The sequence below is a fragment of the uncultured Shimia sp. genome (assembly GCF_947493595.1).
Classification (GTDB): Bacteria; Pseudomonadota; Alphaproteobacteria; order Rhodobacterales; family Rhodobacteraceae; genus Shimia.
This window is the reverse complement of record NZ_CANLRL010000005.1, coordinates 200,294-218,150: the sequence shown is the minus strand read 5'-3', so window position 1 is coordinate 218,150 and position 17,857 is coordinate 200,294. Positions and strand designations below refer to the sequence as shown.

General features: G+C 56.4%; 15 protein-coding genes, 1 pseudogene and 1 riboswitch. Of the genes and pseudogenes, 11 read left to right on the top strand and 5 right to left on the bottom strand.

Annotation, left to right across the window (positions count from 1 at the left end):
• Nucleotides 1–81: 81 nt before the first annotated feature.
• A riboswitch (cobalamin riboswitch) is annotated at nt 82–297 on the bottom strand.
• Between the two features lie 383 nt (nt 298–680).
• The 6 genes from Q0955_RS14020 to Q0955_RS13995 all read left to right on the top strand — a co-directional run bounded on the left by Q0955_RS14020 (nt 681) and on the right by Q0955_RS13995 (nt 9,803).
• Nucleotides 681–3,470, top strand: coding sequence for a bifunctional aconitate hydratase 2/2-methylisocitrate dehydratase (locus Q0955_RS14020; RefSeq protein ID WP_299425137.1), 2,790 nt, complete (start codon nt 681–683; stop codon nt 3,468–3,470).
• 173 nt (nt 3,471–3,643) lie between these two features.
• Entirely contained in the window at nt 3,644–5,290 is a 1,647-nt protein-coding gene (locus tag Q0955_RS14015) for a DUF1214 domain-containing protein (RefSeq protein ID WP_299425135.1), read from the top strand.
• 403 nt (nt 5,291–5,693) lie between these two features.
• Nucleotides 5,694–5,933 carry a hypothetical protein gene (locus Q0955_RS14010; protein WP_299425134.1) on the top strand — a complete coding sequence of 80 codons (240 nt, stop codon included), beginning with the start codon at nt 5,694–5,696 and terminating at the stop codon, nt 5,931–5,933.
• A 16-nt stretch (nt 5,934–5,949) separates the two neighbouring features.
• Complete coding sequence (locus Q0955_RS14005) at nt 5,950–7,209, top strand: site-specific integrase (protein WP_299425132.1); 1,260 nt, start codon at nt 5,950–5,952, stop codon at nt 7,207–7,209.
• Nucleotides 7,210–7,449: 240 nt separating this feature from the next.
• Nucleotides 7,450–7,689, top strand: coding sequence for an AlpA family phage regulatory protein (locus tag Q0955_RS14000; RefSeq protein ID WP_299425130.1), 240 nt, complete (start codon nt 7,450–7,452; stop codon nt 7,687–7,689).
• A 338-nt stretch (nt 7,690–8,027) separates the two neighbouring features.
• On the top strand, nt 8,028–9,803 hold the full coding sequence (locus Q0955_RS13995) for an AAA family ATPase (RefSeq protein WP_299425129.1): 1,776 nt from the start codon (nt 8,028–8,030) through the stop codon (nt 9,801–9,803).
• Between the two features lie 222 nt (nt 9,804–10,025).
• Here Q0955_RS13995 and Q0955_RS13990 read toward each other — a convergent pair whose 3' ends face one another.
• Nucleotides 10,026–10,934: a hypothetical protein gene (locus Q0955_RS13990; protein WP_299425127.1), complete on the bottom strand. Its 909-nt coding sequence runs from the start codon at nt 10,932–10,934 to the stop codon at nt 10,026–10,028.
• Between the two features lie 310 nt (nt 10,935–11,244).
• On the opposite strand from Q0955_RS13990, the gene Q0955_RS13985 reads away from it, so the two are divergent.
• Nucleotides 11,245–11,385 (top strand): hypothetical protein, encoded by a 141-nt coding sequence (locus Q0955_RS13985; RefSeq protein ID WP_299425126.1) that lies wholly within the window; start codon nt 11,245–11,247, stop codon nt 11,383–11,385.
• Nucleotides 11,386–11,504: 119 nt separating this feature from the next.
• On the opposite strand, the gene Q0955_RS13980 is transcribed toward Q0955_RS13985, so the two are convergent.
• The 4 genes from Q0955_RS13980 to Q0955_RS13965 are packed head-to-tail and all read right to left on the bottom strand — an operon-like array spanning nt 11,505 to nt 13,718.
• On the bottom strand, nt 11,505–11,915 hold the full coding sequence (locus tag Q0955_RS13980) for a nuclear transport factor 2 family protein (RefSeq protein WP_299425124.1): 411 nt from the start codon (nt 11,913–11,915) through the stop codon (nt 11,505–11,507).
• Between the two features lie 27 nt (nt 11,916–11,942).
• On the bottom strand, nt 11,943–12,293 hold the full coding sequence (locus Q0955_RS13975; protein ID WP_299425123.1) for a nuclear transport factor 2 family protein: 351 nt from the start codon (nt 12,291–12,293) through the stop codon (nt 11,943–11,945).
• 22 nt (nt 12,294–12,315) lie between these two features.
• Nucleotides 12,316–12,690 carry a DoxX family protein gene (locus tag Q0955_RS13970; protein ID WP_299425121.1) on the bottom strand — a complete coding sequence of 125 codons (375 nt, stop codon included), beginning with the start codon at nt 12,688–12,690 and terminating at the stop codon, nt 12,316–12,318.
• Entirely contained in the window at nt 12,687–13,718 is a 1,032-nt protein-coding gene (locus Q0955_RS13965; protein WP_299425120.1) for an AraC family transcriptional regulator, read from the bottom strand. The genes Q0955_RS13970 and Q0955_RS13965 overlap by 4 nt, the downstream gene beginning before the upstream one ends.
• Between Q0955_RS13965 and Q0955_RS13960 the strand changes: the two genes are divergently transcribed.
• The 4 genes and pseudogenes from Q0955_RS13960 to Q0955_RS13940 all read left to right on the top strand — a co-directional run bounded on the left by Q0955_RS13960 (nt 13,717) and on the right by Q0955_RS13940 (nt 17,855).
• Nucleotides 13,717–14,088, top strand: coding sequence for a hypothetical protein (locus Q0955_RS13960; protein WP_299425118.1), 372 nt, complete (start codon nt 13,717–13,719; stop codon nt 14,086–14,088). The genes Q0955_RS13965 and Q0955_RS13960 overlap by 2 nt on opposite strands.
• A gap of 51 nt (nt 14,089–14,139) precedes the next feature.
• A pseudogene (locus tag Q0955_RS20895) lies at nt 14,140–15,383 on the top strand (membrane dipeptidase).
• A 100-nt stretch (nt 15,384–15,483) separates the two neighbouring features.
• Nucleotides 15,484–17,166 (top strand): hypothetical protein, encoded by a 1,683-nt coding sequence (locus Q0955_RS13945; RefSeq protein WP_299425114.1) that lies wholly within the window; start codon nt 15,484–15,486, stop codon nt 17,164–17,166.
• A gap of 287 nt (nt 17,167–17,453) precedes the next feature.
• A complete protein-coding gene (locus tag Q0955_RS13940) occupies nt 17,454–17,855 on the top strand; it encodes a hypothetical protein (protein WP_299425113.1) in 402 nt (133 codons plus the stop codon).
• Nucleotides 17,856–17,857 lie beyond the last annotated feature (2 nt).

Sequence of the window (17,857 nt, the reverse complement as noted above, 5' to 3'; positions counted from 1 at the left end):
GCGGGGCAAGCACAGTCAGTTTTTCACACGGTTCAAACCGTAAAGCCATCTTGGCCTCCTGTCCGGACGCCCCGCCCGGGTTGAAGTTATCGTCTGGATGGCAGGTCTCCTGACTCGCGGATTGTGGCTTTCCCGAACCTTCCCAAACGCCTGGCGTTCAGTGGTCTTTTCGGGGTCGCTTACCGCTTACAGTTGCGGGGGCAGTCACGGATTTGGCACCTTGAGGTGGCCGCACCGTATTCCCTTTTCATCCCGGTTGACTGGCGTCGTTCGGGAACCATCCCTTTCCAAGTCGTGGAAACTGGCGGCTGAGTCAATAGCCATTCTGCGCCGTCGAAAACAAAATGCTGCGACACCTCGCGTCATGGATCACAAGATATTGTTTGAATACAATCCCCGCAGCTTGGCAAAGCGCGTCTTAACCGGAAACAGCTTCCCAATCTGTGCGGCTTGGAAGGTTGTTGTGCGCTGGAAAAACCGGACAGGGCAGCCTACATTGGGGGCCATACGCCGCACTGCGCCATCACATTTGGGGGAGGCCAAGACAATTGTTCCGAAGGGCAACTTGCGTCTTTTTCAAGCTTGGTATACATCGGCATACAATACCTGCCCTGTGACTCGCTATTGCATTAAAGACAGGGCGTTCATGCTTAAGCCAACCTCAAATCGCTAGGATCATCATGAGCTTGTATACAGATTATCTGAATGAGATTGAGACCCGGAAATCCGAAGGTCTGAATCCAAAGCCAATCGATAACGGCGCGCTGGTCAGCGAACTGATCGAACAGATCAAAGACACCGCCAACGCCCATCGCGAAGACTCTCTGAAGTTCTTCATTTACAACACCTTGCCCGGCACCACGAGTGCTGCTGGCGTTAAGGCAGACTTCCTCAAAGAGATCATTCTCGGCGCGGCTGACGTGGCCGAAATCTCCCCGGAGTTCGCCTTTGAGCTGCTGTCGCACATGAAGGGTGGCCCGTCTGTCCGCGTGCTGCTCGACTTGGCACTGGGTGACGATGCCGCGATTGCTGCACAGGCTGCGGACGTGTTGAAGACTCAGGTCTTCCTTTATGAAGCGGACACCGATCGTCTGGAAGAAGCGTTCAAAGCGGGCAATGCGGTCGCCAAAGAGCTGCTGGAAAGTTACGCCAAGGCGGAATTCTTCACCAAGCTTCCCGAAGTGGACGAAGAGATCAAGGTTGTGACCTTTATCGCCGGTATCGGTGACATCTCGACCGACCTTCTGTCCCCCGGTGCCGAGGCGCACTCCCGCGCAGACCGTGAACTGCACGGCAAATGCATGTGCTCGCCGGAAGATCAGGTGGCCATTCAGGAGCTGCAGAAACAGCACCCTGATGCGCGTGTGATGCTGATTGCGGAAAAAGGCACCATGGGCGTGGGCTCGTCCCGTATGTCCGGTGTGAACAACGTGGCGCTGTGGACTGGTAAGAAGGCATCGCCTTACGTGCCATTCATCAACATCGCACCTGTTGTGGCAGGCACCAACGGCATCTCCCCGATCTTCCTGACCACCGTTGGCGTGACCGGCGGCATCGGCATTGATCTGGACAACTGGGTCAAAAAGACCGATGCGGACGGCAATGTTGTGGTCGATGAAGACGGCGAAGCCGTGCTGGAAGAGGCCTACTCCGTGGCCACCGGCACCGTGTTGACCATCAACACCAAAACCAAGACGCTGCAGGATGCCGACGGCAATGTGCTGAAAGACATCTCTGCTGCCTTCACCCCTCAAAAAGTGGAGTTCATGAAGGCGGGCGGCTCTTACGCCGTGGTCTTTGGTAAGAAACTGCAGACATTTGCTGCTGGTGCACTTGGTCAGGAACTGAAATCTGCCTATGCGCCATCCAAAGAGCTGTCTGTAGAAGGCCAGGGCCTTACCGCTGTTGAAAAAATCTTCAACCGCAACGCGCTGGGCACCACCCCGGGTGTGACGCTGCATGCCGGTTCTGACGTGCGCGTGAAAGTGAACGTTGTGGGCTCTCAGGACACCACCGGTCCGATGACCGCGCAGGAACTGGAGGCGATGGCTGCCACCGTGATCTCCCCGTCCGTGGACGTGGGCTATCAGTCCGGCTGTCACACCGCGTCGGTTTGGGACAAGAAGGCACAGGCCAACATCCCTAAGTTGATGAAGTTCATGAACGACTTCGGCCTGATCACCGCGCGTGATCCGGAAGGCGAGTATCACGCGATGACCGACGTGATCCACAAAGTGTTGAACGACATCACCGTGGACGACTGGGACGTGATCGTTGGCGGCGACAGCCACACCCGTATGTCCAAAGGCGTTGCCTTTGGTGCGGACTCCGGCACCGTTGCTCTGGCGCTTGCCACCGGCGAAGCTTCCATGCCGATCCCTGAGTCTGTGAAGGTGACCTTCAAAGGCCAAATGGCCCCGCACATGGACTTCCGCGATGTGGTACATGCCACCCAGGCGCAGATGCTGGATCAACACGGTGACAACGTCTTCCAAGGCCGCGTGATCGAGGTGCACATTGGCACGCTTCTGGCGGACCAAGCCTTCACCTTCACCGACTGGACCGCAGAGATGAAGGCAAAGGCCTCCGTCTGTATCTCCAACGATGAGACCCTGATCGGCTCGCTGGAGCTGGCCAAAGGCCGCATCCAGATCATGATCGACAAAGGCATGGACAACGAAGCCGCGCTTCTGCAGGGCTTGGTGGACAAAGCCGACGCGCGGATTGCCGACATCAAATCCGGCGCCAACTCTGCGTTGAAGCCGGATGCGGACGCGAAATACTTCGCCGAAGTGGTTGTGGATCTGGACCAGATCGTTGAGCCCATGATCGCCGACCCGGACGTGAACAACGACGACGTGTCCAAGCGCTACACCCACGACACCATCCGCCCAATCAGCTACTACAACGCTGAAAAGAAAGTGGATCTGGGCTTTGTGGGCTCCTGCATGGTGCACAAGGGTGACATGAAAATTGTCGCGCAGATGCTGAAGAACCTCGAAGCTGCCAATGGCAAAGTTGAGTTCAAGGCACCGCTGGTTGTGGCGGCACCGACCTACAACATCATCGATGAGATGAAAGAGGAAGGCGACTGGGAAATTCTGGAGCGTTACTCGGGCTTCACCTTTGACGACATGTTCCCGAAGCAGCAGGCGCGCACCGAGTACGAGAACATTCTCTATCTTGAGCGTCCAGGCTGTAACCTCTGCATGGGTAACCAGGAAAAAGCCGCCAAGGGTGACACCGTTCTGGCCACCTCGACCCGCCTGTTCCAGGGCCGTGTTGTGGGCGACCTGCCAGAGAAAAAAGGTGAGTCGCTGCTCGCCTCCACGCCGCTGGTTGTGCTGTCTGCTATCCTGGGTCGCACCCCAACGCTGGAAGAGTACAAAGCGGCTGTTGAAGGCATCGACCTGACCAAATTTGCGCCACCACTTGAGGTGCCTGCAAACACCAAGTCGGCACACTTCTAAAGCCAAGGGCATGCACTTCGGTGCACCCAAAATAAACCACCCCCGCTGCGGAAACGCGGCGGGGTTTTTTTGTTACCTGCGCTTTGGGTGCCGCGATTGAGTAGCGTCAAAAGCCAGTGAGCGTCTGTTGCCAGACAGCTTGCCAGCTCAAAAAGAAAAGAGGAAAGCCCACCATGGCTTGTCGCGCGTTAGCGGCTATGGGGATCAAGAGCACACTTGAATGCGACGCCACCATTGACGCACAGTACACAGTATTATCGGCCATCCGCTTTGAAACAACTGGAGTTCATTCAATGAAAAATCTAATTGGCTCGGCTGCTATCGCCTTATCTTTTCTGTGCAGTGCTTCTCTGGCGACCACGCCAACCGATGCGAATTTTAACGATACCGGCGATATTCTGGCCCGCTCGGAAAAACACGCTGACATCGAATATGACATTATGGTGCAGCGCGCCACTCAGGCCGCCATCCACTATATGCCTGCAGTTGCTCAAGTGGACTTTATCAAGGCGACGGTGCGTGCTGGCGGGGATTACGATACGGTGAACTTTGTCACCAAGCCGTTTGGGTCGGAGAAAGGTTTTCTGACGGCAAACGACACCACTGCGTACGCATGGGGGTCGATCTCGGTCAAAAACGGTCCAATGGTTGTTGAAGTGCCGCCAATGACAGACAAAGTCGACTACTTTGGATCTTTCATTTCGGCATGGCACGTGCCCATGGTTGATGTTGGCTCTAGAGGGGCTGACGAGGGCGATGGCGGGAAGTACCTGTTCCTTCCCCCCGGATACAGCAATGAGTTTGGGACAGCAGATGAGTTGGCAGCGCAGGGTTACATAATTGTGCCCAACTTTGACACGCATGATGCGTCTTTTTCCTTCCGTCCAACACTGCTGAACGGCGCCACGCATGCCGAAGCTGGAGAGCATGCAAAGGGTATCAAAATCTACGCTCTGGAAGAGGCTGTGAACGGCGAAATCGAGCCAACGCATTACCTTGATGCGACCGATCTACCGTATGACTGTCTGCCCTACTACAACATGACTTTCATAGAAGACATCAACGATGTGGTGCAGAACAACCCGGTTCGAGAGAAAGATCGCGCCGTTTACTCTATGCTCCAAAGTATTGGCATCAAAAAAGGCGAGGCGTTTGATCCAACGCCAGCCCAGAAAAAAGCGGCACTTGAGGGCCTGGAGCTCGCATACGCATACATGCAGGCAAAATTTGTAACCGAAGGCGAAACTGTTGCGCCGCTTTGGGTGAAGGATGGCGAGAAGCTCTCAGAATGGTCCTTTTGGAATTTCGGCCCTCAGGCCCAAATGGGGTTCCCGTTTGAAGATGGTGAGGAGATCCTTATCGACAAGCGTGCAGCGACCTATTTCTACGTTACTTTCCTGCCTAGCGAACTGGGTGGTGCTACGTTTTACCTGACCGGTTTGCGTGATTCAGATGGGAATATGCTGAATGGTGAAGACACGTATAAGCTTAACGTGCCGGCTGATGTGCCCGCGAAAGATTTCTGGTCGGCCATCGTCTACAACATGGAAACCAAGAACTTCAATCGGGGTGTCGACCGTGTTGGCGCGTCCACCAAAGACCTGGATAAGATGGTGAAGAATGAGGATGGTTCGGTTGATGTGTACTACGCACCAAACTTGGACAAAGTTCCCGAGGGCTACGAGGCGAACTGGGTGACCACAGAAAGTGCATCAAGCGCAAATGATTGGTTTTTTCTGTTCCGCCTGTACCGGCCGGAAACGGAAGACTGGTTCAAGAACTGGATGCTGAATGATGTAGAAAATATCTCGAAAAAGTAAAATCCAAAGGGCTCTTTTGGGAGCCCTTTTTTGCTACCGCTTCGAAAAGTCGTCTCTGGCAACCATGTTCGGGCTTGAGCGATTTTGCTGGTTAGAGATCACAGGATCGCCTCGTGTGGCACAAGTGCACAGCGCACGCGTTACGCACAAATGAGACGGAGTTAACTATTTTGAGAGGGTGGTTTGGTGGAGCCTAGGGACGCAAAACCACTGTCCAGCAGTGTCCGTCGCTGACTGGTATCTTTCGAAAAATGACTTTAATTGCAAAGGGTTGTGGAGGGTTATGTCCGAGATTGTCCGGTCGCGTCTATTGACTGCCCGAGAAATTTAGGGGCAGGTTAGGGGCACAATAGGGGCGGGGATGCTGGATCGCGCAGCCCCACAGAATAAAAGGACTTCACTCATGAACACGACTTACCCGGCCCTTTGCGGCGTTGCCGCGAATGACTTCGCTGACGCGCTTGCCGCAATGTTTCGACTTCCCGACGCGGCGCGCGAGGTATTCCCCGAAGTTTGGCGCGATATGGCCGCCCTACTACACACATTGATCGAAGATTACCGGATGAACACCGGCGATGTTGCGGAGGCGTCCGGCTTGCCGGTGCAAGTTGTTTCGCGCTATCGCGTAGCAGTCGGCGTGTAATCCGGGGGGAGAGACTATGGCACGGGGTATGCACCTCCTCACCGCAAAGCAGGTTGAAAATGCCGCGCCCGGCAGTGGAGTGAATGACGGCGGCGGTCTGTTTTTGCGCGTCACCGCCAAGGGAAATAAGCGCTGGGTCTTCCGCTACAAGAGAAAAGGCCAAAAACAAAAGGAGATGGGGCTAGGTGGCTTCCCCGCCACGACACTAGCTCAGGCCCGCCCGAAGGCCGCTGCGGTGCGAGATGTCTTGGCACGGGGCTTGGACCCCGTGACCGAGGCCGCTGTGCAGGTCGCGCAGGAGAAGGCGCAAGCGGCTGCAGAGGCAGCGAAGGGCGTGACCTTCGGAGCTTACGCGGACAAGTTCGTCGAATGGAAAATAGCCCACTCGGGGTTTAGTAATCCGAAACACACCTACCAGTGGCGGCACACATTCAAGGTCCACGCGGCACCGCTACGTGACAAACCATTGGCGGACATAACGCGCAGGGACATTCTGCCGGTTCTTGAGGAGCTGTGGGAGTGCAAACACGTGACCGCGACACGGGTGCGTGGCCGCCTTGAAAATCTCTTCGACCACGCCATCCAGAATGAGGCGTACCATCACGACAACCCCGCAAGCTGGAAGCTGTTCAACGCCACATTGTCTGCACCCAAAAAGCTGACGCATGGGCACAGGTCTGCAATGCCGCGCAGTGAGGTTTTTGACTTTGTGACCGAGTTGAGGGGGCGCGAAGGGTGTGGCGCGTTGGCACTTAAGTTTGCAATACTGACCGCTGCTCGGTCTGGGGAGGTGCGCCTTGCAACATGGGCGGAGTTTGATCTTGAGCGGGCAATTTGGTCAATCTCCGCAGAGCGCATGAAGGCGAAGCGTGAACACGTGGTTCCGCTATCTGGCGACGCAATAGCGGTCTTGGAGCGTGCACGAAGCCACTGCCTGAGCGCCCCCAGCCCGAACGACTTCGTGTTTCAGGGCGTTCGTGTGGGCAAGCCGCTGTCTGATATGACCCTGAGGGCAGTCATGAGGCGCATGGGGCGGGAACAGTATGTTCCGCACGGGTTCCGGAGCACTTTTAGAGATTGGGCCGCTAATGACACCGAGTTCCCACGCGAACTTGCGGAGGAGGCCCTCGCGCATCAGCTAGGCCAAGTTGAAAAGGCGTATCGCCGCGAGCAGGCGGTGGAGCGCCGCCGTGTTTTGATGGAGGCGTGGGCCGACTTCGTGAGCGGCAGGCAAGTAAGCGGCGACGCGGTGGTTCAGCTGCACGCACGCAAATAGCACTCAACCTGCGCACGCCCAGTGACGATCGAGCCGCACGGGGCGTGCAACCTCAAGGGTGGTTGCGCCAATTCTTGGGGGAAATTCAGTCAAATACGATTTACCGAAAGATTGTTCTTCACATTTGACTGGCCTGTCAGAAAAGCGAAATCTTGTCCCGAAGGCGGGCAAAACCTAGACTTAGCTGTTGAGCAGTCATGGACGGGATCGGATATTGACGGAAATCACCGGAGACCGTCTATGAAGAACACCGCCGCCCCTCAGCCCTCAAAAGGCGAAGACCACTCTACCCGCTTGTTCCGCGTTCAGGAACTGACCGCGCGGTTGGGGGTGGGCCGCAGTACAGTCTATGATTGGCTGCAAAATCCGGACCCGGAGCACCCTTTCCCGCGTCCGGTCAAAATTGGGCGCATCACCGCGTGGCGCGCGAGCGATGTGCAAGCTTGGCTTGATGCGCTGCCCGCGTCGGTTGCCGCCTAACTCTACACCTCTGTGAAATGAAAAGCCCCGCAGTGCGGCCAGCACACGCGGGGCTAAAAGAAAGTTTTGTCTTGAAAAATACTACACAACCCGCGCTGGGCGGGCAACCAATCCATGTACCGTCACCCGGTGAAGTCTTGGACGTTCTGAACGACTTCCGTCGCTCCGGCGCTTAACGAGGCATTGGCCGTGATTGGCGCGGATAGCACAGGCGATCTGTCGCGCCTTATGCGCCTTCCCTACACCCTCAATGTGCCCAGTGAAGGCAAACGCCGAAAAGGGTGTGTGGTGCGCTTTGCCTCACCAGTGGACGCCTTGGCAGTACAGGAGGCCGCAGCTTGAACTCTGCACACACATACACCGTAGGCAACTTCTGCGCCATCATGCAGGACGTCGCAGCTACTTTGAGCCTGCCCGGGTACAATCCGTCACGTTCCACGCATATCGCACAGGGGGGGCTCTTTAGTGTTGCCGCGCAGCCCAACCGAGTGCCGGACCTTGCCCTGATCTCGCAGTTGATGGGGTACATGCCGAACCCGACAGGGATGGACCGAAACGGGCAAGTGGGCGTCGCAAACGCAGTGAAAGGCGCGGTAACTGGAACCGGATTTGAGGCAGCAGGACGAGATCTCTTCCTTGCATGGAGCGCCAAGTGGTGCGGTTCTGACCCGGTTGAAGATGCGCGTATTTATGACACGTTAGGTGCCCCGAAGAATGACTGGTCGTCGCTACTGCGCATTTGCCACCAGCTTGACCCCAATCTTGCTCAAGAGGTGCGTCTTGCTGAGGCAAAGCAGGTGTTTTCTAAGGCGGCTGTTCGCGAGGGCATAATCGACAATTTGGTCGCCCGTAACGGCGGAAGTAAGTCCTCACGTGCGCTTGAGCGATTGGTGCTGACCCCAACAACCGCTCCCTCAGCAACAAGTATTCCCCCACGCCAGTGGCTCTACGGGCGCAGCCTGATTGCTGGATCGCTCAGCATCATTGCTGCACCGGGCGGCACAGGAAAGTCCGTGCTGACTATGGTTGAGGCGGTCGCTATGGCGTGCGGACGGACATTGCTCCCCGGTGAAGCGCCGCAGCGTCCGCTCCGCGTTTGGGTCCACAACGCAGAAGACCCTCAAGATGAATTGGACCGGCGCTTGGCGGCGATCATGAAGCAATACGGCCTCTCGGACGCTGATCTTGGTGGACGTCTCTTTCTGACGTCTGGACGCGAAATTGACCTGTGTTTGGCAAAGTCTGAACGCGGTGAACCGCGTATGGTGCCGGGGATTGAAGACAAGCTGGCGGAGTTCGTCGAGGGCCACAGTATCGACGTCCTTGTTTTGGACCCCTTGGGCGCGGTCCACACGCTGCCTGAGAACGACAACACGGCGGTCAACGTGCTCTTGGGCGCGCTTCGCCGTATCATGGGCCGCACCAACCTTGCAATTCAAGCTGTACACCACACCGGCAAGCAGGCGGCTAATGACATGAAGGGAAGCGGCTCCGGTGCGGTTCGTGGGGCGTCGGCGTGGGTGGATGGGGCACGGAATGTTCGCCAACTCGCGCGCATGACGTCGGCTGAAGCAACAAACTTCGCAATCCCGGCGGAAGAGGCCTTCAAATACTTTCGAGTGGACAACGGGAAGGCAAACCTTGCGCCAGCGGCCAAGGCGGTGTGGCGCAAAATCGAACCGGTGGGCTTGGGTAACGGCACGCCGCAATACCCGGACGGGGATAGCGTGGGCGTACCCGTTGAGTGGTCGCCACCTACCCCCATGGCCGAGACGGTGACTGCGGGCGAATTGCAACTGGTGCAGGCCGCGATTGACAAGGCCCCGAACCCTCCTCGCGCCAGCGAACAATCTTCGGATTGGGTGGGATATCTCGTGGCGGGTGTCTTGGGCCTTGATGTGGGGCTGCGCGGCACCAAGCGCGAAGAACGTAGCGCTGAGCAAAACCGCGAACGGGGGCAGGTCAAAGGCCTCGTGAAGCAGTGGCTAAATAGCGGCGGACTTCTCCGAGAACCTGTATCTGATCCGAAGAAGGGGCGTGCCACCCCTGTTATCCGCACCGGGCAGCCCGCAGTGCTCCTGCCTAACGGCGGCGGAGAAAGTGCCTGTAGCTAAGTTCGCTGGACGCGACCAACGCCAAGGAAGTGCACTTCTCCCATTTGATCCGAGGTGGGGTAAAGGTGGGGTCCACCACCGAGTCGGGTAAAGTAAAATGGCGGTGGAATAGGGGGGTGTGTCCCCAACAGGGACGCCCCCACCACCACCTGTTTTACTATAGAGCGGAAGTGGTGGGGGAGAAGATCAAATTGGGGTGCGAAGTGCGGCAACTCAAAGACTTTAGCCGGTACCGGTGGCTCGCATTGGGGGCACAAGCGTGGCTTGCACTAGTGCGAGCCACCTTTGATGCGCGCTCGCATCTTGCGGTGCGTTTAAGTAGGCCCGAAGAGTCCGTAGAACGGCCCACTGCTTTGTCTCGCCTGTGGACATGTCCATAATCGGACGTAAGACGCCGATATGGTCACGGTAGAGGTTCAAGAGTTCTTGTTGCTCGTCTGTGCTCACGGGACGAATACGCGGACGCCCAGTGCGCGCGGTAGCAGGTGGACGCACGGGCTTGGAGGCGCGGGGGGGATCTGGCAGGCTGCGGCGCGACGGTGCTACAGGAAGGCCCTTTGAGGGCTGCCACGCCTCCTGATGGGCAAGGGTCTCCGGAGTGCACTCCAAGGCGCTCACCGGGCGCTGTCCGGTGCTCTCTATGCGTGCTGGTAGCTTGTTCAGCCGCACGTCCAACCACTTCGGGTCGTTCCGCGTGTCAATTTGTAAGCGTTGGTACTTCCAGCGCAGCCAATCCGCGACGGCAGGGGCGAGCGCGGCCACGTCAATGCCGCCCAGCGCCTCCGCAAACGCCTCCTCGTTCTCTCCAAGGTCGATTGTGCGCCCCGAAATCCAAGGGTCTTTTTTCCTCGCATCGCCAAGCCGGTTGGCTGCACGGCGAGCTTCCGCCCGGTTCCACTCCTCTGCAGTGACTTGACCGGCCTCAAAGCGGCGCTTCTGGCGTTCCCGGAAGGCATTGGCAGCCTTGGGGCCGCAGTGGCTCAGGCAGCGCCCCTTACCCTCTTTTATCGGCAGGTTTGCACAAGCACCTCCGTTTCGGGTGCGGGCACCACACGTCGGGGCTAGAGGCCCGCCGCGCTGAAACATCTTGGCGCTCTCTTGGAATGCTTCGCTCTGGATTGATCCTGTCATGGTCACGCTCTCGCTATTGCTATACCGCCGCTCATGGGTGTTACTTTATAACATACCTCCAACCTCGTCACTCTTTGGATTATGCGAACCTGATCAGGTGATTTTTCCAAGGATTGGACCTTCAAGCGGATCCCGGCGTCACCGATTGCCTTAACCCCAGAGCAGAAACTGGCGAAAGTACTGCTATGGCCGAGATGTGGGGTGAAGCCGCCTTTTAGACTATCCGTAGGAATGACGGCTCTCAGCCCAAAGCGGACACGGCTCCATTGCTTCATGGTGCAAAAGCGGACATCCACGAAGAGGCTTTCGCATGGCTGCTGAGCGGGACCAAACCGACCTTGGATTCTCAGCCTACGCTGATGCAGCATTGGCTTGGGCCTGCGGCACGTTTGTTGTTGCGGCGCAGCGCTTGTCGTCAATGCGGTCGTTCGCGGGCGTCGATTTCGCTTGAACCGAGACCGCACTTTAGCTGCACCGCGCTCAGACACGAAAGTTGAGGACAAATCTGCAATTCCTCTTGTCTTGGCGAACGGCGGCTTCAGGCGATGTTGCAAGAAAACGCAGGGCAACTCAAAATTTACCGTAGTTGTTCCCGGTCGCATTCGGGCCGATCTTTTCCTGGACGTCCCAGTGCTCGACGATCTTGCCATCGTTCAGGCGGAGCAGATCAAAAACGGCCCAGTCATCGCCGCCCTGTTTCACATGACTGAAGATGACGACGAAATTACCCTGGCCCAGAAGGCGGTGCACATTGACATATTGCGAAGCGTGACCGCTTTCCATCACTCCCTTGAAATGCCTGCCAAAGCTCTCCAATCCGTCACCCACCTCGGCGTTGTGCTGGTCGTATTGCTTGACCGAGTTATAGTCTGTCACCAGATCGGCCCGCCCGCCCTTCAGCAAATTGTCGACAAAGCCCTGCATCACCTCCTTGTTGGCATCGGTCTTGTCGAGATCTTCGATCTCGGTCGGGCCGTCCACTATCGTTCGGCCCGAGATAGTGGGGCATTAATACTCGTCGAACACATCCCAGTGTTCGACAATCCGGCCCTCTTCGTCGGTGTCGAAAATGTCGGCGGTGACCCACTTCGCCTCACCATTGTTGAGGCTTTGATAGACGTGGACGAAAACGTAATTCCCGTCCTCGATAAAGCGCAGGACCTGAATGTCGCGCACCGGGCTGCGCTCTAGAAACGGGGTGAAGAATTCAATAAACCCTTCCTTGCCATCACGCACGCCAGCGGAATGCTGGGTGTAGCGGTGGCCCGTGTACTTATCGAGCGCCTCATTCATATTGCCGTCTCGGATACCCTCCAGATAAAGGCCATTGGCATTTGCTAAGTGGATACTGTCAGTCACGAAGTTTGTCCCGATTTAAAAGTTAAACGAGGCCAATAAACACCAGCAGCGCGCCTTTGCCGGACCATGCCACGATGGCCGACAGTGTGCCTGTGATCATAGCGGGAATGCCGTCTTTCCAGGTATCCCAGATCAGATGGCAACCGATGGCGCCGATCGATGTGCCCAGAAGCGCGAGCGCCCCAAGCGGGCCCACCCACGATCCTTGAAACCAGATCGCAGTTGCTCCGAACAATTCAACGCACCCGACCAGAAGCATGATTTGCCGGTTCAGGCCATAGGAAATGAACATACCCAATTGAACGTCGAAGATCTTCTTTTGCCATCCAAACATCTTGATCGAACTGGCAAAGAGGAAAAACGCTGACAGCACGCCAATCATGATGTCCAGTGTCATGATTTCGGGTCCTTTTGCGATCTTCGAAATGCAGACGGCGACATGCCTGTCCATTTGCGAAAGGCTCTGGAAAAGGCCGTAGGGTCGGAATAGCCGAGCCCTGCTGCAACGTTGTTCACCGAATGCCCGTCTTGCCGTAGTAGCTTTTCCGCCTGTTCCCGTTTGAGCCTTGTGATGACCTGCGACGCCGTCTGATCATACTTTGTCAGGCGGCTGTTCAGCGTATCGGGATGGATGCCGCACAGCTTTGCGAGTTTTTCAACACCGAATCCGGGGGTGGCGAGATGATTGCCTATCAAACCTTCTAACCCGGCGAGGAAGTCGATTGGGGCGACAAGGTCACGACCCTGAGCCAGCACATCCGGCGCGTTTTCCAGAACCTGTGGCGTCAGGCTGTAGCTCAGCCATGAGGATGGGAACCTGATCGAGTACCCTTGGGGGCTGCACTTGATGGGCTTGACACCGTGAAACTGTTTGGGCAGCGCGTCAGGGTCGCTGACCCGCAGTATGATTTCGTGGGGGTCCCATCTGAAATCCAGAACCCGGTGCAGAAGCGAAATCCAAATACTCGCCAGAAACGCGTCCGCCTGTCCGGGGGACACTGTGGGGCAAAAGCTTCTCCTGGCGCTGAAATAGGCGTGGCTCTCTTCGACAAGCAGGGATTGCGTCGTCGCGTTGGATTCCCTTGATACGGCCTGCGTAAACCGTGTGAAAAAGCCCCCAAGCGTCAATGCCTCGGTCAGCATATCGCCGAGCGGGATGAACTGAACCAGGTCGGTGTTTTGTCCGACCGATGCACAGAAGTTGGGATTGGTTGCCTCGGATACAGCCTGAAAAACCTGATAGATCACGTCATGGGGAAGAAAACTCTGAGGGTCCATCATCTGCGCCTCATTCAACCCGAGCGGGTCCAGAACAAACGCCGGTTCGACATTCACGGTCTGCAATGCGGCAATCACCGGAGCCGCCACTGAGGCCCGCACAAGCGGCAGTTTGCTGCCCGGATTGAATGTGTGATCGGTGGTCATGTCCGCTCCAATGGCGGCCAGCTTATTGGCTCAGATCGGACAGGTCACAAAAAAATCACAAAACCTGACATTTTCCGGAGATCTTTTTTCAGCCCTCCGCAGAGGTGTCAGGCTTTTCTTGGGGGGGGCGTCTATCCTGGTCGTCAGAAAAGAAGAATTTTTAATTCGAAATCAGGAGGGCACAATGAGTTACATCATCACCCGGCCCTTGAAAGACGGAGTGGTCGCCGCAAGTCTGTCTGGGTCAAAACAGGATGCGGCACAGGACGAGGAATTATCTACCCTGTTTACAAACGTGCATCTCTTTGATGGCGGCGAGCGTAAGTTGATGTCGAGTTCGACCGAGAGCCGCGAATTTCCGAACATGTAACAGGTTCAAGCATCACAGAAACGACCATCCCGGTCATAATAGGTGCCTACGATGAAACATAAATCAGACAACGCAGTTGCTGGATCAAAGCAATCAAACGACCTGTTCCGATACCCCCTTGATCATCTGAAGAAACTTGCATTGCTTTTCCTGACACTGGCTTTGTCGTCCGCAATAAGCCCCGCCTTTGCAATTACTGACGAGGAGGTCGAAGCCAAGAAACAAACATTGTCCGAAGGTGTCGAACCCCGGACAGAAGAAGAACGATCCGGCGACATCGATGTGATTGAGCGTTACAAGGACGCAATTGTAATCGATGCGCTGATCCCTGGCACACCGGAAGGGTATGTTGACGGAACGATCGCGGACTACGAAGCAATGGTTGCACGATCCCGCGAGCACGCGTTTGATGCGGTGTCTTACACTGCCGCTGTCGATGACACGTTCGAGCCGCTGCAGATTGTCCAGTGGATCGGTAAGGCGTTGGAATACTACGCCGCCAACTCAGACCGTTATCAATTCGTCGAAACCGTCGATGATCTGCGGAGAGCCAAATCCGAAGGCAAATTCGCTGTCATGCTGAACTTTCAGGGCTCTAACGCCTTGGGGGGCGAATGGAAATGGTCGATGTCTATTACCAACTCGGCATCAGACAAATGAATTTCGCCTATAACGTCCGGAATTTCATGGCGGATGGCGGTGGCGTCGATCCGTTAAGGGATGCGGGGCTGAGCAAGCAGGGTTTTCAACTTGTTACTGAGATGAACCGGGTTGGCATGATCGTGGACTGCACGCATTCGAGCAACAAGACCTGCCTCGATGCCGCGAGCGTCTCGACAAAGCCGATCATGCTGAGCCACTCCAACCCGTACGGAGCCTATAATTTGCCGCGCAATGCACCGGACGAAGTTGTCCGCGCTGTGGCAGAAACCGGCGGGGTCATCTGCACCAACGGGTTGGGTGGTTTCCTGAACAAGGAAGGCAACGCTGGGTCAGAAGACGTTGCGCGACACGTCAACTACGTCAAGGAACTTGTCGGTGCCGAGCATACTTGCTTCGGGTCAGACCACTTGACGGCCGAGGCTTACGTCAGCGCCTTGGATTTCGTCTTGCGCAACCCGGACTCGTACCCGCCGGAATTGGGTTACGGGAGCCAGACACAGATTGCGCGACCTCAGGATATCTGGGGTGTTGTCAGGGTGCTCGAGGACGTCCACGGCTGGAGCCCGGAGGATGTGCGGGGATTTCTCGGTGAAAACCTGATGCGTGTGTATCAGGCCAATTGGGTTGAGTGACATTGCACGTGTTGGCCAACGCGTATGACTTCATGGCCGCGCGGGGTGTTGATCCCTCGGCACCCCGCGGATTCAAAAAATTGACCAAAGGAGACTATCTATGCTGCATCGATTTCTACTTTCAACCGCGTTGACGTTCGTCGCAGGAATGGCTGCGGCCCAGGACTGCGACGTCGCTATCGTAAACGGCAGGGTGATGGACCCTGAAACCAACTTTGACGCGGTGCGAAATGTCTGCATCAAGGGTGATCGGATTGTGTCAATCACGGCAGATGCCCTTCGGGGCACTAAGGAGATTGACGCCAACGGTCATGTCGTTGCGCCTGGGTTCATCAACACGCATTCGCATTCCTTTGGTCCGTTCGATCAGAAGATGATGGCCCATGACGGGACGACCACAATCCTCGACACCGAAAGCGGCGTCGCCGATGCCGAGCTGTTTTATGACAAGTACGAGGGTAAATCCTTTCTCAACTATGGAGTCGGGATGGGGCACGAAGAAATCCGCCGTGTCGTAATGGATTGGGTTCCGATCGAACTTGCCTCCGATCCCACCTATATCCTTGCCTCCCGTGGCGCAGCCGAGAAGGAGGACGGTCACGCCAGTTGGGCGTTGGACGTGCCGTCCAAGGGCCAGCTTGCCGAAGTCATGACGATGTATGAGAAGGGTCTGCGCGCCGGGGCGATCACCGTGAATACGACCGTGGGATACATGGGCTACAACACATTCCCCAAGGAAATTTTTGCGCTCCAGAAACTGGCCAAGAAGTATGACCGCTATTTCGGCGCGCATACCCGCTTTGGTCCGACCGAGAGTCTGCCGCTCTACTATTCTCTGGGCGCGAACGAGGTTATCGCCAACGCCGTCGCGCTGGACGGGTCACTGATCGTATCGCACATCCAGAATCAGGGGTGGGAGGAGATCTACGAACTGGTCCGCCGCCTGCAGGGGCGCGGCATGAACATCTTTGCCGAGTATTATCCGGCGGTCACCGGCAACCCGAATATCGCAACCCCGCAGCTGTTGCCCGACAAGATCGAAGGGAACAACATAAAGGTGACACGCGATATCTTCGACACAGCCACCGGCGAGCTCTACGAGTCTGAGGATGAATTTTTTCGTCAGCAGAAAGAGGATCCCAGCAAGCCTATCTTCATCAAAGTACGTCCCGATCAGGATCTCAAGCGCTGGTTCCACATGAAGGATATCGCCATCGCCAACGACATTGTCGGCTACCTCGTCGATGGAGAGCCGCTCCCCTTTGATGCAGATTTCAGTGAATACGGCGGGCACCCGCGAAACTCGGGATCCTATGGCATCGTCTTCCGCGAGGCGCGCGAACAGGGCATTCCGTTGATGGAGATCGTCAACAATGCATCCTACATCCCGGCCAAGTATTTTTCTCGTGTTGGCCTCAAGCCGATGCAGGAACGTGGCCGAATGCAGGAAGGTATGATTGCAGACATTACCATCTTCAATCCGGACACGATCACCGAAACGTCCTCGATGAAAAAAGGAATGAACGGGTCGTTCACCAAAGGCATCCCTTTTGTTCTAGTCAGTGGTCAGGTGATTATTGACGGCGGTGTGGCCGTCCCCGACTTGAAGCCTGGTCAGCAGATCCGCTATCCGGTCATCACCGATGGTGAAATCGATCTGGATCTCGGAGACAAGCCGTTCACCTGGCATGCCGATATCGACACGCCCGACGACGAGCACTCCGAGTTCCCCGATCGCCCTGCAGCGTTGGAAAACTCTATTCCCGGAGCACCGGAGCAATGACCCTCAGGGGGCCATTCTCACTTCATTCGGATTGGCCCCTTAACTTGGTGGAGTTCTCACGAGGCATGTCGAATAATTCGGGAACTTTGTTGGTCGAAAACACGTATTCGCAGGCACGGGCTTTGTCTTCGAGATGCCCGTTCCAGGTCTCTAGTGATTTTTCAAAATGGGCCAGATTATGAAGGACGGTGCCATTCACAAGAACACACTCAACTGAGTGTCGCGCGGGGTGTTGATCCCTCGTCACCCCGCGCATTCGGATACTACTCCAACAAAAAGGAACGACCATGAAGGCACTTGTTTTCTCAGTAATTCTTGGCGCGTCCGCATCCATGACCATGGCCGAGGCAACGACCGACAACCGCACGTTCATGTTTGTCGGGACACCCAATGGCCCTGCTTGGGAGATGTTGATCGGTTCGCCCGGTGACCGCGAGGCCAGCGTACGCAGCGGCATCGAGAAGCTTGGCGGCGAACTTCTGAGCTATTACTGGGGCCTTGGTAACGGCAAGAATTACATCACCGTTTCCTTGCCCGATGACCCGACATTCATTCAGGCGTTCTATCTCAGCCGCATGGGAGATGGGTTGCTGAACGACTATCAGATGATCGAACTGATGAGCAGCCCCGATATGGCCGAAGCGCTTGCACGCGTGCCTGAGGTCAAGGCCGTCGATGATCTGAAATAGTG